This is a genomic window from Pedobacter sp. UBA5917 (genome assembly GCF_002432345.1).
GTDB lineage: Bacteria > Bacteroidota > Bacteroidia > Sphingobacteriales > Sphingobacteriaceae > Pedobacter.
Window position 1 is genome coordinate 1 of record NZ_DJDT01000201.1, and the last position, 14,735, is coordinate 14,735.

At 43.4% G+C, this 14,735-nt stretch carries 10 protein-coding genes; 2 read left to right on the top strand and 8 right to left on the bottom strand.

What is annotated here, in order from left to right; all coding sequences use genetic code 11:
- Positions 1-679 (bottom strand): Gfo/Idh/MocA family protein (locus tag B2V92_RS13200; RefSeq protein ID WP_293308768.1); only part of this gene is annotated, 679 nt, incomplete at its 3' end.
- 3 nt (positions 680-682) lie between these two features.
- On the bottom strand, positions 683-1,420 hold the full coding sequence (locus B2V92_RS13205) for a DUF1080 domain-containing protein (RefSeq protein WP_349681432.1): 738 nt from the start codon (positions 1,418-1,420) through the stop codon (positions 683-685).
- A 512-nt stretch (positions 1,421-1,932) separates the two neighbouring features.
- Here B2V92_RS13205 and B2V92_RS13210 point away from each other — a divergent pair.
- Together B2V92_RS13210 and B2V92_RS13215 are read left to right on the top strand one after the other, a co-directional pair.
- Entirely contained in the window at positions 1,933-3,609 is a 1,677-nt protein-coding gene (locus tag B2V92_RS13210) for a family 43 glycosylhydrolase (protein WP_293308770.1), read from the top strand.
- Positions 3,610-3,935: 326 nt separating this feature from the next.
- Positions 3,936-4,109 (top strand): hypothetical protein, encoded by a 174-nt coding sequence (locus B2V92_RS13215; protein ID WP_293308772.1) that lies wholly within the window; start codon positions 3,936-3,938, stop codon positions 4,107-4,109.
- Between the two features lie 76 nt (positions 4,110-4,185).
- On the opposite strand, the gene B2V92_RS13220 is transcribed toward B2V92_RS13215, so the two are convergent.
- The 6 genes from B2V92_RS13220 to B2V92_RS13245 all read right to left on the bottom strand — a co-directional run.
- The gene (locus tag B2V92_RS13220; RefSeq protein WP_293308774.1) at positions 4,186-5,184 is read right to left on the bottom strand and encodes a DUF4973 domain-containing protein; all 999 of its coding nucleotides are present in this window, start codon (positions 5,182-5,184) and stop codon (positions 4,186-4,188) included.
- A gap of 19 nt (positions 5,185-5,203) precedes the next feature.
- Positions 5,204-7,291 (bottom strand): RagB/SusD family nutrient uptake outer membrane protein, encoded by a 2,088-nt coding sequence (locus B2V92_RS13225; protein WP_293308776.1) that lies wholly within the window; start codon positions 7,289-7,291, stop codon positions 5,204-5,206.
- 3 nt (positions 7,292-7,294) lie between these two features.
- Entirely contained in the window at positions 7,295-10,369 is a 3,075-nt protein-coding gene (locus B2V92_RS13230; RefSeq protein WP_293308777.1) for a SusC/RagA family TonB-linked outer membrane protein, read from the bottom strand.
- A 24-nt stretch (positions 10,370-10,393) separates the two neighbouring features.
- Positions 10,394-11,776, bottom strand: a complete 1,383-nt coding sequence (locus B2V92_RS13235) for an IPT/TIG domain-containing protein (protein WP_293308779.1) — start codon at positions 11,774-11,776, stop codon at positions 10,394-10,396.
- 701 nt (positions 11,777-12,477) lie between these two features.
- On the bottom strand, positions 12,478-13,293 hold the full coding sequence (locus B2V92_RS13240) for a tyrosine-protein phosphatase (RefSeq protein ID WP_293308780.1): 816 nt from the start codon (positions 13,291-13,293) through the stop codon (positions 12,478-12,480).
- A gap of 60 nt (positions 13,294-13,353) precedes the next feature.
- The coding region (locus B2V92_RS13245; protein WP_293308781.1) for a SusD/RagB family nutrient-binding outer membrane lipoprotein at positions 13,354-14,735 on the bottom strand (1,382 nt) is incomplete at its 5' end.

Here is a 14,735-nt window from a genome sequence, read left to right on the forward strand (position 1 = left end):
GAAATCTTTTCCAGTCGGTATCCTGTTCTTTCAGTTTGGCCACCAGATCCGGGCGGCGCCAACGGCCAGGCTGGTTTACATTCCAGCTCAGCTCTACCATGGTGATATCGCCAAATTTACCTGCTTTGATAAAATCGGCCGCTGCCTGATAGTTCTGTCCACTGCGGCGTTGCGAACCGATCTGCAAAATCTGTTTCGATGATCTTACTGCTTTTAATGCAGCATTGGCATCATCCATGGTTTCGGCGAAAGGTTTTTCGCAATAAACATCTTTTTTATGGTTAACGGCTTCGATGGCATGCTGTGCATGTGCAAAATCGGGCGTACTGATAATTACTGCGTCAAGATCTTTCAATGCATAAAGTTCATCATTGTTTTTGCAGGGGGTAATGCCATGACCAATTTTTTTACTGATATAATCCGTTCCCAGGTTACGGCGGTAATTCCATAGATCAGAAAGTGCCACAATATCGAAATTCAGTTCTTTGTTATGGTTTAAAAAACATGGAAATAGCGTATCCTTAAACCTATCAGAAAAACCTACAACTCCCACCCTAACCCTATCGTTGGCACCGATAATATTGGCATAACTTTTTGCCGACATGCCCATGGTACCTACATAAGTTCCGGCAGCGGCAATGGCTGCCTTTTTTATAAAATCTCTTCTCGAATTTTCCATAACTTACTTAAGCACTTTTATTTTAATGTTTTTATAAGAAACCTGGTTGCCATGATCCTGTAGAAGGATATGTCCTTTAGGTGCTTCACCAAAGTTTTTCCATACTTTATATTTACTTCCCGCAACCAGCTTTTTGAAAGCATCCGATCCACGTTCGTATTCTACCACTTTTACACCGTTTAACCAATGTTCTACGTGGTTGTTGGGATAAACCCTTACTTCGCCACTGTTCCATTCGCCTATCGGTTTAATTACCGATGCCGGTTTATTGGCAGGGATAAGGTCGTACAGCGAGCCCAGCTTGCGGTTTCCGTTTTTACCCAGTTTGGCGTCGGGGTGTTTTTCATCATCAAGCACCTGGAATTCGAGGCCAATGCCCGACATGTTGGTCTTTTCTTCTTCCGTTACAAAATACTTTACACCACTGTTGGCACCTTCGCTAAGTTTGAAATCGAATTTTAATATAAATGCCGCATATTGCTCGTTAGTAACAATATCTCCTCCCGAGCCCTGTTCCTGTCCGTTTGAAGCCTTCACCGTTAGGATACCATCTTTAACCTCCCATCCCTTTGCTGGAAACTGTTCTTTGAATATTGCACGCCATCCCGTACCATCCTTACCGTTCCAGAGCAATTTAAAACCTTCCTTTTTTTCTGCCTTGCTGATGACATTCTGCGCAGAAGCAAAATTTATGGCAAAAAAGCCCAATAATAGCGTGTAAATTAACCTGTAGTTTTTCATTCAATTTAATTTTATAGTGATTGTTTATGTGTTTAAAGATTCTTTTGCGTCTCTGCAAATCACGAAAGGATTTAAGGCTAATGGATCAATCTGGTTTTATTGATGCTGATCTGCCCTGCGCCATGGCATTTGCTCGGTGATGTGCTTACATGTTTATAATTGGTTATCATGCCAAAGTAAGCCAATGGGCTTTGTAAAATATGTTCAATTTATTGTTGATTTGTCTCATTTTACCCTGGCAAAAACAGGAAAAGAATCGCGTCTCAATATTAAAAAAGGGGTTTAAAAGATATATTAATCCAGCTACATAAAACAAACAAACCATTAAAAACCAATAATTTACAATACAAAAAGCGATTTAAAAAAAAGCAGACCATCATCCTGTGGCCGGCGGCAAAACCACTGATTTGTAAAGGCACTCCAGTTGCTGTACGCATTCCTCCATCTATATAATTGTTTATTTTCGGAAAAATAACCAAATACTTAAAACACCATTTACCGCTACAAATAACATGATCAGTTTCCGATTATCTCCAGGATATTTAACATCAAATCAGCCAAATTTAAGCCTTCAACATTTATTCAGCACCTGGATAATCTGTTTGTTATTTAGCTTTTGCCTCATTTCGTGCGGGATCAAAAAAACACAAACTGCTACCGAAAGTACCGGCACTACACTGGTAAACCCGGCCCTACCCGGCGATAATCCCGATCCTTCTATTATCAGGGTGGGTAATGTTTATTATGCAACCTCTACCACAAACGAATGGGCACCTTATTTTACCATATATAAATCAACCGATCTCAAAAACTGGAAACTGATCAATCATGTTTTTCCGGAGGGATTTAAGGATATGAAAAACCAATGGGGCGAGAATAATTTCTGGGCTTCGGAACTGGTTTACGATGCAAAGCAGAACCGGGTTTACGCTTATTATACGGCACATAACAGGGCAACCAAAGGGAATCCCGGTTTACAATGCGGTATTGCCTGGATTGATGCCGATAAAATTGAAAGCGGAAAATTTACCGACAATGGTCCGGTAATTATTGAAGATGAATGCGGAGCGATAGATGCCTTTGAATTACAGCATAAGGGTAAAATTTATGCTTTCTGGAAAAACGATGGCAATGGCTGTGGCAAAGAAAGCTGGATATGGAAACAGGAAATAAATGAAAGCCGTACCAAACTACTCGGGCAAAAAAGCAAGGTATTTACGAACGACCAGGCATGGGAAACCGGACTGGTTGAAGGAGCTTGTTTTTTTACCCAGGGCGAATATATTTATAGTCTTTATTCGGTTGGTGGCTGCTGCGATGCCAAATGTAATTACAAAACAGGGATTGCCCGAACCAAGGATCTTTCGGGCGGTGTTTGGGAGAAATACAACAATAATCCGATTATGGTAAGCACCGACAAATGGAACTGCCCGGGGCATGGTACAGTGGTAAAATCGGCAGACGATCGTTTGTTTATGCTTTATCATGCTTTTAACAAGGATTACGACGTTTTTGTGGGCAGAGAAGGTGTGATAGAAGAACTGAAAACCGGGGCTGATGGCTGGCCTATGTTGCACAATGCCACGGTACCGAACAGGCCGAAAGCAGAACTGGATTTTGCGGATAACTTTGAAAACGATAAAAAACTGGATCTTGTTTGGCAATGGCCATCAAAATCTCAAAGGCCGGCCATGTCTTTTTCAAAAGGATTAAAACTCACCGCTTCAGATGATAACCATTCGCTTGGTACCTTTTTGGGCCAGTACATTAAAACGGTAAATTTCGATATTAGTGCTAAAATAGATCCAACTGATGCAAAAACAGGAATCTGCCTGGGCGGCGCTATTTTTAAAAGCAAATGGCCGGGGGAACTGGGCGGAATAGGCATCAGCGTTTCGAAAGACGGTTTTACCATATTCGATAATTTTGAAGGTACTTACACGGTATTAAAAGAAGCCACGCTAAGTTTAAATGCGCCAGTGGAACTGAAAATGCAGATCAGTGATAATGGTAAACAGATAGCTTTTTTCTATAAAAAAGACGGAGAAGATTGGACTAACTTTTATCAAACGGTTTTCTCAGCAGCCAAATATGTGCCCTGGGGAATGGGTTATAGGGCAGGCATTGTAGTCAAAGGGAGTTCATCGCAAACGGGATCCTTCAAGAGTTTTGGTATCAAAAATAATTGATATGCCATGCGTGCGGTTTATCTATAAGTACAAAGAAGAGCTGTCTCACAAATTGTCATCCTTGTAGATGACAACTCCCAACAGCAAACATCATTTCGACCGGAACGCAGTGGAGCGGAGAGATCTATCTCGAGATAGATTTTGCTTCGCAGAATCTTCGAGTTCTCGAATTCGTTGCATCCGATAGCTATCGGGTCCGCTCGAAATGACGGTAAATAATAAGTGTTAAACAAAAGGTACTCCGGAGGTAATAAATTGAACTGTTGAAGCACAAAAAAGTACTTCCGAAGTAGAAAAAGGTACTTCGGAAGTACTAAGCCGAACTATTGAAGTACAAAAAGGTACTGCCGAAGCAGAAAAAGGTACCCCTGGAAGTAATAAGCCGAACTATTGAAGTACAAAAAGGTACTTCCGAAGCAGAAAAAGGTACTCCGGAAGTGCTAAGCCGAACTGCCGAAGTAGAAAAATGGGTCTGCTCCATAAACTCTGCGATTGATTAAATCTACCCTTAAAAAAAGGGCTGCACAGAAATTTCCGGCAGCCCTGAACTAAACGCTAACAGGTAGATTTTTTATTTTACCATTGGATCTGCTGATCTTCATCCGGTATCAGCGTATTCAGATCGCGTTGCATCGATAATGTACCTTCTACCTTGTATTTTAGCCGTTGCCCCGGTACAGTGGTATAATCCTCAAATTCGTACGAAAGAAAAAGTGTGGTATACACATGTTTGAGGTAAGGCAGTTTAGCATCTTTGGCTTCATCCCGGGTGTAATAAGATTGTGCCGCACCCACCTTAAATTTATTTTCAGGATTATCGCTCCATATTTCCAGTTTTTTCTTCTGGAGATCGATGTTATCATTGGTAAACCTGATAAATACCTTATACTTTTTGCGGTCGAGGTAATCTATATCCCTGATTCCGGCATAAAGGAATATGGTTTTATCATCTACCACAAAGGTACGGTGTGTATTGAGCGTTAACGGTTCGGTATCCCCATCAAGGTAAATTTTATACAGGGTACCACCATATTCGCCCGAATAATCGTTAAAAGGTGTGATACGCAACATGGTACGGCGATAGTATTTATTCGGGTTGGCCTGGTAATCGTAAGTAGGGTCACTTAAAATCTGCAGGGGCAACACCCATTTATCAGCCTGATCCAGATCTCCCAGCTTAAAATCAATGGGTACCGTTACCGTACTCACCCCTGCCGGCACATCAGCCGTTTGTGGCATGGTATAATAATTATTCGTTAACTGTTTAAAATACAGTTCCTGGCGGTGGCCATATTGTTCCTGGTTTAAACGTGCCAGTGTATCGGGATCCAAACCAATGTGTATGGTGCGGTTTTTCGCATTGGGTGTTGAGCCGCTGATGATTATAGGCAGGTTAAAACGTACCTTACCCTGTGCATTATAGCGTACGTAACACCAGGTTACCCCCTGGGCAGTGGGGTTCGATTTAAATGATGCCATCTGAACGAATTGTTCGTTTTTCCATTCATCATTACATGAAACAAAGCATGCCGCTGTTGTTATCAGTAAAAGTAGTATATATAAATTCCTTTTCATTGCTGCTGTTTAAGTTCAGTTATTCGGGATTTGTCCAGCCCGGGTTTTGTGTGAGGTATTTGTTCCTTCTCAGTTCATCATAATTAATGGGCCAGAACCACATTTTAAGCGTAAAGATGGAAGGCAGCGACGGCGTTTCTACCGGAATATGGAAAAGATCAGCCTGCGCTTTGGTAGCATAGGCATTGTATCCATAAACAGGGGCCGATTCCTCTCCCTGGGCATCCGTCCAGCGGCGCAGGTCGAAATAACGCTGTCCTTCGGCAAATAATTCGATCTGGCGTTCCCTTTTTAACTTGATGCGGAATTTGTTCGGGTCTGAATATACATCGGCAGCATAATCTGGCAATCCGGCACGGATGCGGATGGGCTGTATCCCGATTTTCATCTCCGAGATATTGCGCGATATAACATGCGTTTTACTGCCATCCCATGATGGAATATTATATGATCCGTTAATTTCGTTAAGTGCTTCGGCATAAATAAGCAACACTTCGGCATAACGGATGGCGGGATCAACCTTTGGTTTCATCCTGCTTTGATCATAAGCGGTAATGGATACGTTGCTGATATCATCGGGATGTACATATTTCTTGATCCCTACCCCCGTACGTGGCCAGTAGCTGGTATTTTTATAACCGTTGGGGTCGCCCCTGTAATAAAATATCTGAACATTGCTTTTCTCATCTCTCGTAGCCTCCGCATTCAACAGGTTCCAGGTAGCGCCATTGTATGATACCGAAGCATAAAAACGTGGCTCGCGACGGGCAAACTGCTTGTTTACACCTACACCCAACGGGCCAAGTTCGGGATAGGTGGCCAGTTCTTCCTGTTTTACATAACCTGTTGTACGGGGCTGGCTGTTGTACCGGCCTTCGTAGCCCTGCCTGCCGGCATACATATTGTTCATCCCAGGGATATCGTTACCATCATTCATGTAATAGGCATCAACCTGTTTCTGTGTCATGCCATGCGAGTTATAGCCCTTGCCTTCTAAACGTGGTAACTGGTGCAGCACAAGCACATTTATTCCCTCGCCACCCTGGTTCTGGCCATGGGTAAAAATCAGTTCGGGGTTCTGGTAGGCCGGCACCGTTCCATTAAACAACGAACGGTATGATTCAAAAGGATCGATATCGGCCCAACCGGCAGGCCAGTTACTGGTAGAAAAATTGTTATCACGGGGTGGTGTAACTGTTGCCGGATAGGCGGCATCGCCGGTTGTTTTTTTGTAGGCTACATACAAACGGTACTGTCCTAAATCTATTACGTCCTTTGCCGCAGCTGCAGCCCTCGCCCATTTCGATTCATCATAGGTACGCGAAAGCAGCGGTTTTCCGTCTTTGGTAACCAATGCAGCAGCCACCTCTGCCGGGGCTTTTCCGTTAGCCAAAGGGCTCGCTGCGTACAAAAGTATCCGCGCCCTTAATGCCAGGGCAGCCCCACGTGTTGGACGCGCGATCTGCTGTATGCCCTGTTGCAATGCAAGGCCCTTGGCTGCTTCTGCAAGCTCCGCTGAAAGATAAACCGCACATTCTTCGTAGCTATTGCGCGGCTGTGCAATCTCATCATACTCTTTGGTATAATCGATCCCTTCGTTCGGGATAATGGGCACCGGGCCGTAAGTGCGCAACAGCACCCAATAAAAATAAGCCCTCAGAAAGCGTGCCTGCCCTTTTAGGTCGGCAATTTCTTTTGCTGTAAACTTTTTGTTGATGTCGATATTGTTTAAAAAGATAGAAGCCTGCCTTATTCCCTTATAGGCTGTGTTCCATATTTCCCTACTTTCGCCATTGAGGCCATTTTCGGTGTACTGACCGTTTTTCCATCTCCTATAACCATCACTTTCATCACCGTAATACATATCGTCGGCAAAATTAAAAGGGACCGATTTTTTGCTGCTCACATCCTGCATATAATTGCTCCCCAAAAAGGAATAAGCCTGTGCCAGCCATCGGTTTGCATAATCGGGGTTGGTAAACACCTGCTCGGTGGTCATCCGTTCATCAAAAAGGTAATCGGAATCGAGGTATTTCTTACATCCACCAATAGTAATGGCAGCGGTAAGGAAGCTTAAAACTGTAAATATTTTTTTCATGTTCTTCATTGCCTATAAATTAACTGATACACCTACGGATAGCGTTTTGCTGAGCGGATAAACCTTTCCGGTCGAGCTTCCCAGTTCAGGATCCCATAGTTTAAAATTGCTGAAGGTAAAGAGGTTGGTACCGATAAAAAAGAAGCGTACATTGTTTAAATGCGCCCGGTTAACCAGGGTTTTGGGCAGCGAATAACCGATATCAAGGGTTTTTAAGCGCAGGTACGAGCCGTCCCTTAACCAAAAGGTAGATGCCCGGTAATTGTTGGGATTGGGGCCGTAGGTTAAACGCGGATAGGCCGCATTCGGATCTTCATTTTCGCCCAGTTTCCAGCGGTTGCTGTTGGCCATATCACTCAGGATATTACCCCAGTTTTCGCCAAGGCTGAACATATAAACCGACGATCCATTGATAAAATAGGTAGATTTACCTATGCCCTGAAAGTGTAAATTGATATCCAAACCTTTCCAGCTGGCCGAAAGTCCGAAGCCATAAGTTAGGTTTGGCCTGGTGGTGGCGCCAATGGCCACAATATCATTATCATCTATCACACCATCTCCGTTGATATCCTTATATTTAATATCGCCGGGCATTACCTCGCCGAACGATTGCCGCGGACTGTTGCGGATATCGTCATAATCTTTAAAAAGCCCTAAATCAATCAGTCCCCTTGCCTGGTTTACCCTGTGGCCTTCCTGCAATTTGTAGGTATAAATGGTATTTTCTTCATCCCTTTCGATGATTTCGTTCTTGCTATAGGTAAAATTGCCCCTGAGCGTAAAATCTACATTGTATAGCTTTTGTTTAAAGGTTAAATTACCATCAAAACCTGCAGCCTTTACTTCGCCTACGTTGGCAGATGGAGTGGTTTCTAAACCTACAAAACCCGGCAGGGAGTTGCGGCTCATGTAAATCCCGGTACGGCGTTCGCGGAAATAATCTACGGCTCCGTTTAATTTATCGTGGAAAAGGGAATAATCGAGTCCCAGATCCTGTTTGGTTGCAATTTCCCAGGTAACATTGGGCGAGGCAACGGTAGAATAACGCATGCCTGTCCAGGAGTTTGAAGAATCGTAATCGCCAAAATTGTAACCTCCACCGTTTTGTTCAATGGTATACAGGTAAGGAAAACGGATATCGCCCAAATTGTCGTTTCCTGTTTTTCCATACGAATAACGTACTTTGAACATATTCACCCAACCGAGTTTTTTAATAATTTCTTCCTCTCCTATATTCCAGGCACCCGAAATGGCCGGAAAAAACCCAAAACGGTAATCTTTATGGAAATTCTCCGAACCGGTATAACCAAAATTGAAATCTACATAATAACGCGATTTCCAGTTGTAGTTGGCACGGCCGGCAAAACCCTGGTTACGGCGGGCAATACCGTTTTTAAGATCGGTGCCGATATTCTGCGTAAAAACTTTCGATTGCTGCGTGTATTTGATTACTGCACCGAAATTATGCATACCGATATTGTTGTTATAATGCGTTTCCCACTCGAAAAACTCCCTTTTTTCGCCATCCGAGCCCGAGGTTTGGGTCATTTTCTGCTCTTCTCTGATCCTTTTGAATACCAGTTCGCCGGCGGTATCGCGGTAGCGGTTGGCGCTCCAGAGTTCGGGAAATTTGTAACGTTTAATCCAGTTGTTGTTATAGGTATCGTAACCAAATCGGCCGATAAATCGGAGACCTTTGGTGATAAAATCGAGTTTTTGATCAAGGTTTAATGTGGTTTGGATATTGTTGCTCCAGTTTTCATTATAACCCGTCATGGTGCCCTGTACCCAGGGGTTAAAGCGGTCCTGGTCGTTATCCGGGTTGCCATCGCGGTCATCACTGGCCGGAATTTTCCCATCCGAATATCTTAAAGGTGCCGTAATCGCATTATAGCCCATCAGAGCCGTCCAGATGGCATCACTTCCAACTCCCGGATCGTTCTGTTTGCGCAGCGAACCCGAAACCCCGGCAGTAAGCAAAGTAGATTTGGTAATGTCCATATCCACGCTTAAGCGGTAGGTATATTTGTTGAAGTTTGCGTTGGTATTGTAGTTTTTCAGGGCATCGTCTACCTTGTACATGCCCTCCTGGTTCTGGTAACTGCCCGAAATATAGTAGCGTGCGGTTTTACCGCCTCCACTCATGTTGATCATGCTGCGCTGGCTTTTTGCGCCATCGCGTAAAATCACATCCATCCAGTCTACGTTGGGAAAAAGATCGGGATCTAAGCCTAAACGGAGTATTTCGAGCTCAGTACGCGAAAAAAGCGGTTCCTGGTTCCTTACAATCTTGGCTTCGTTGGCCATCGAAGCATAGGTATAACCATCAACAAAATCGGGCAGTTTGGTCAGCTGGTTATAAAAACCCTCTACTTTAGCGTTAATATTTACTTTGCCTTCCTTGCCCCTTTTCGTTTTGATCAGGATTACGCCATTGGCACCCCTGCTGCCGTACATGGCAGTTGCAGAGGCATCTTTCAGTATCGAAAACGATTCAACATCTTCCACATTGATTTCGTTCATATCGCGTTCAAATCCGTCGATCAATATCAGGGCCGAATTGCTGGCACCAAAGGTGGATATACTGCGCACCCAGAATTCGGAAATGCTACCGGGCCTGCCCGAGGTTTGCATGGCCTGTATTCCGGGCACAACCCCGGCCAATGCATCGGCCATGGAGGTAGAAGGGTTCGATTTTAACTGATCGATATTTACCGTGGTAACCGCTCCGGTAATGGCGATCTTTTTTTCGCCCCCGGTGGCCGTAACCACCACTTCGTTTAAAACGCTGGCATCCGACTCTTTCATGGTGATGTTAACCACCCGTTGCTCTTTAACCAGTACTTCCTGTTTTTCGAAACCTACATAGGTAAATATCAATGTATGGAAAGGGGGCATTTTTATGCTGAAATTTCCATCGCCATCGGTAATGGCACCGAGACCCGGCAGGTTGGCAACCGAAATACTCACCCCCGGAATGGGCTGTTTGGTAATATCGGTAACCTTTCCTTTAACGGTAACCTCCTGGGCCTGTAGGTTAGAGGAAATCCCAAGCAGTATGATGCATATTAGTAAAATAAATCTCATAATTATCTGGTATATATTTATTGGTTATTCTTCTTTTGCTATTTTTCGGATGAGCCAGTTACCGGTATCGCCGATATAGAAACATTTTCTTGTTTCATCGTAGGTAATGGCCTGTGGGTTATTGAAACGGGCCTCGGTACGCAGATCGCCATCGGCATATCCGCTGGTACCGTTGTTTCCACGTCCGGCAAAAGTGCTTACCCGCCCCTGGGGCGTTAATGTGCGGATGGCATGGTTTACCTTATCGCAGAAATAGAAATCGTACTGGTCACCCCCATTAGCTTCATAATCCGGATTTTTAACAAAAACGCCCTGCACCGGACTATTTAAACGGGCATTTGTACCAATACCATCGGCATAACCGGCCGTACCGGCAGCTCCACAGATGGTGTAAGGGGTTTTAAATATTTTCTTCTCACGGTCGTAATCCGTACGCATGATATAATGTTTCTCATATTCGAGCAGGTAGGCATAATCTCCCGAAGGATGCATCACCATATACACGGCAACAGCACTAAAAGGATTGGAAAATACCAGCTTATCTTCTTTGGTATTAAAATCATACCTGCGGATATCGCCCGCCCTGTACCTGGAGTAATAAAGTTCGCCGTTCTGCGGGTGTATCATGGTGCCATTTACACCCCTCGCGTAAACCTCAATGGCTTTTTTCTGAAGGAAATTAGATTCGCGGGTAAATATATAATTGCCGTTTTTGGTATCGCTCGAGTGGTTGTGCGATACGATCATGTCCTGATTCCCGTCAATCCGCCAGTTCATGATGGATACACGGTCTAAATCCGTCCTGAAATAACTTACATATTTCTTTTCGAAATCAATCAGCCGGCAGCTATTTACATCAGCCGTAAAATAAAGGTGATTTGGATCTTTCGGATCCATGGTAAGCCAGGTTATCCCTTTAAACGCACCACAATCGTTAAAAGGGCCTTCTTTTTCTTCGAAATTACTGGCTACCTGGTAATATTTACCCAGAAAGGTAGAAACGAGCAGTTTCCGGGTATAGGAAAATACCTGTTTTGACGCGGCCTGAGCCAGCTGTTGACCACCATCCAATATTTTCACCTTAATATCGCCATCGTAGGCTTTCTCCGGAACAATACAGTATATGGCATTACCCTGTACACCTACAACTTTAGCAGGTTTGCCTCCTATGGTTACACTGATCTTCGAAACATCGTTCCCGAAATTGGATCCATAGATGACCAGATTATTGCCCACCCCACCTTCTTTGGGATAGAAATCTGTAATTAATACTTCTTTGGAAGGATCATAAACATTTTCCTCCTGAAGGTCTTCCCGTTTGCAATGCGTTAAGGAAAGTACAATCAGTCCGAGCACGATCCAATGGAACTGCCAGGGCCTGGTTCTAACACTGTTTTTTGTTTTCATAATACCTATCTGTTGTTTTTTTTGCGGCAAAGCCGGCTTATTCGAAATTTGGTTATTTCAGTCCCAATGGGCATAGCGCTGCCATACGGTATTTTTGATCACACCGAACACAGGACCGGATAAATTTCCGGCGCCATATCCCAAAAGGGTATTTTTAAGGTTTTTTGATTTGAAAAAGTCTGATCACTTAAATGTGGATGATTAAGATCAGCCTTGTTCAGGTACAGATCAGTTGTGCCGGAAAAGGTACAGCACGGATAAAGATTGGTTGAGCATAAGGTAACTTAGTTTTAGTTTTCGGTTATTTTGGTTGGTTTTTCAGGTAAATTACTGATGGTCATCCATCTGGGATAAATCGTTTTACGCTCATAAAAAAAATTGAAAACCACAAAACACAGTATTGCCTGTTGGGAGGATTTGCAGTTAGGTTTATTATTTGGTTAATTGAAATCAAAGTAAAGCAATACGCCTATTACTATCTGTTCAATCCTTTGTCGATTTGTCTCAAATTTTGGAGATTAACGAGGTGATGAATTGGTTAAGAAGTACTTAAAGATTTCTGACGAAATGATATAAATACTGATCTATTGGTTAATTGGGAACAAAGAATGGGCGTGTAAAGATGGGTGAATTAAAAACAAAAAAGCCTTCAAATCTTACGGATTTAAAGGCTTTTTACTGGGTGTTCTTTAATCGGTTAGCTATTGCAAATATTTTGACTTCAAAGTTTCGATATCACGCTCGCTTAAACCGATCTGGTTTTTTAAAAATTGATCTACTGATCCGTATTGTTTATTTATGGCGGTAAAAGTAGCATCAAGATATGCTTTTTTTACATCCATCAGGCTTTTGGCCGATTGAGGATCAATATGCATCATACTTACCATGGCATTTATGGCTTTTTGGCTTTCTGCCCGGCGATAGTAGTTGGAAGCGGTATAATCATCCACAATGGTTTGATACGGAACACCCAGGCTGTATAAAAACAGTGCTGCCCCCATTCCTGTACGGTCTTTCCCTGCAGTACAATGGAACACAAGGCTCTGATCATCGGGCAGGCTCAATAGTTTATTAAAAAAAGGTTTATAACGATCGGCCAGATAGCGGGTATTACCATAAAAAGCCATCATAATGGAATCGGCATTTTTATGGGCGGCCAAATCCCTCGTTATCGTATTCAGGCTATCGCTCCCTGCCGGGCAAAGGATATAATCTGTATTGGGATTGAGCTTATCAGGTGCCGTGGCTGCTTCCTGATGGCCGCGCAAATCTACATCAAAGGTAATTTTCCGTGCTTTCAGTTCGGCGAGGTCGGCATCTGTTAATTTACTCAGATCGGCACTACGGTAAACCTTCCTCCATTTAACATGGCGGCCATCTTTGGTGGAGTATCCACCTGCATCCCTGAAATTTACAGCACCCTGCAGATTCACTTTCCTCATTGCGCTATCTGCAACCTGGGCAAACAGGTTAGCTGTAAGTAAAATTAAAATACCGGTTAAGAGATAATTTTTCATAATCTTATTATTACAAAAACAGGATGCCGGTTAGGGCATCCTGTTAAAAATATTTTTTGGTTATTTGGTAAGCCAGGTATCTTTGGTTACATCATCAGCACCACCAAATTGGGCACCAATTGATGCTTTATAGTTAGCATTGTTGGCATTGATTTCATCCAGTGGATAAAGGAAACGGCGTGGGATAATACCACCGGTTGTTCCATAACCATTATTGGCCGGGCCTGTAGCAAATGCAGGTACTCCGGTACGGCGATAATTGTAGAAAGCCTCCCAGCCCGAATTCATGAACAAAGCAACATATTTCTGTGTTAAAATCTGGTTCAAAGCTGTTGCCGGCGTTGCTGTGTTATAGGCAACCTTGCCCAAAAAAGTGGCATAATCGGTGGTTACATTTCCTACAGCGGCACCGCCTGCATCTGATACCCTAACCGATTGATTGGTTGTTGCACTTAAGGTTAAACCGAAGTTTGCAAAAGAAGCTGTAATACCTTTGTTATACCAACCCTGCGCATCAATTGCCGTAGCGCCGGTTGCCCAGCCACGGTTGATACCTTCGGCAATATTAAAGCATAATTCAGGATAACCGATAAAAATAAAAGGCTCGGCATTTGCGCCTGTATTTGAAGCAAAATAACGGAAACCATTGAAATTAGAATAGGTTTGGGTCAACAATACGGCAACCGAAGTACCGGTAGGCGCTCCCTGATAACTTGTAAAAGCAGCATAATTTACCTTATCCAATGGGGTAGCCAGCAGAAAAGTACGTGGATCGGAGTTGGCAGTTGTAATATCGATAACCGGCTTTCCGATAAACAGGAAGTTATTGTAAGAGTTATTACCCTGTGCCCAGTTGGGATATAAGTTAACCGGGTTGAATTTATATACCATATTATCCGTATTCGCGGTCATGATCGGATAAGTTGTAGGGTTACTGATGATGGTATTAAATTGCGTTTTGATGTTCAGGTCAGCATTATCATCGGCCCTTCTGCTCAGGCTTAACAGCACGCGTAAACGATAGGTATTGATGAGTTTTTGCCACTGTAAATTGGTAAAACCGAATATATCGCCTGTTGAGAAAACCACATTCTGTGTAGATGATGTTAAAATACTGTTAAACATGGTATTGGCCTCATCCAGCAGTTGAAGTGAGTTTTTGTAAACATCGTGCTGCATGTCGAAAACAGGTGTTGGAAAGCTAAGCGGGTTACCTGCCTGGCTCATCGGAACATCGCCTACACGCTGTGATAACCAGATTGCAGAATAGGCACGGAAAAATTTAGCCAGTGCAAGGTATTTGTTATTTACGGCACCAAACTGGCTTTTAGCCTGATTTTCGAGCTGTATGGTGTATTTCAGCATATCGTAGGCATGGTCGCTATAACTCCAGCCATAATCGTTGGTGCTCCAGTATTTATCGTAATTGGATACCAGGTACT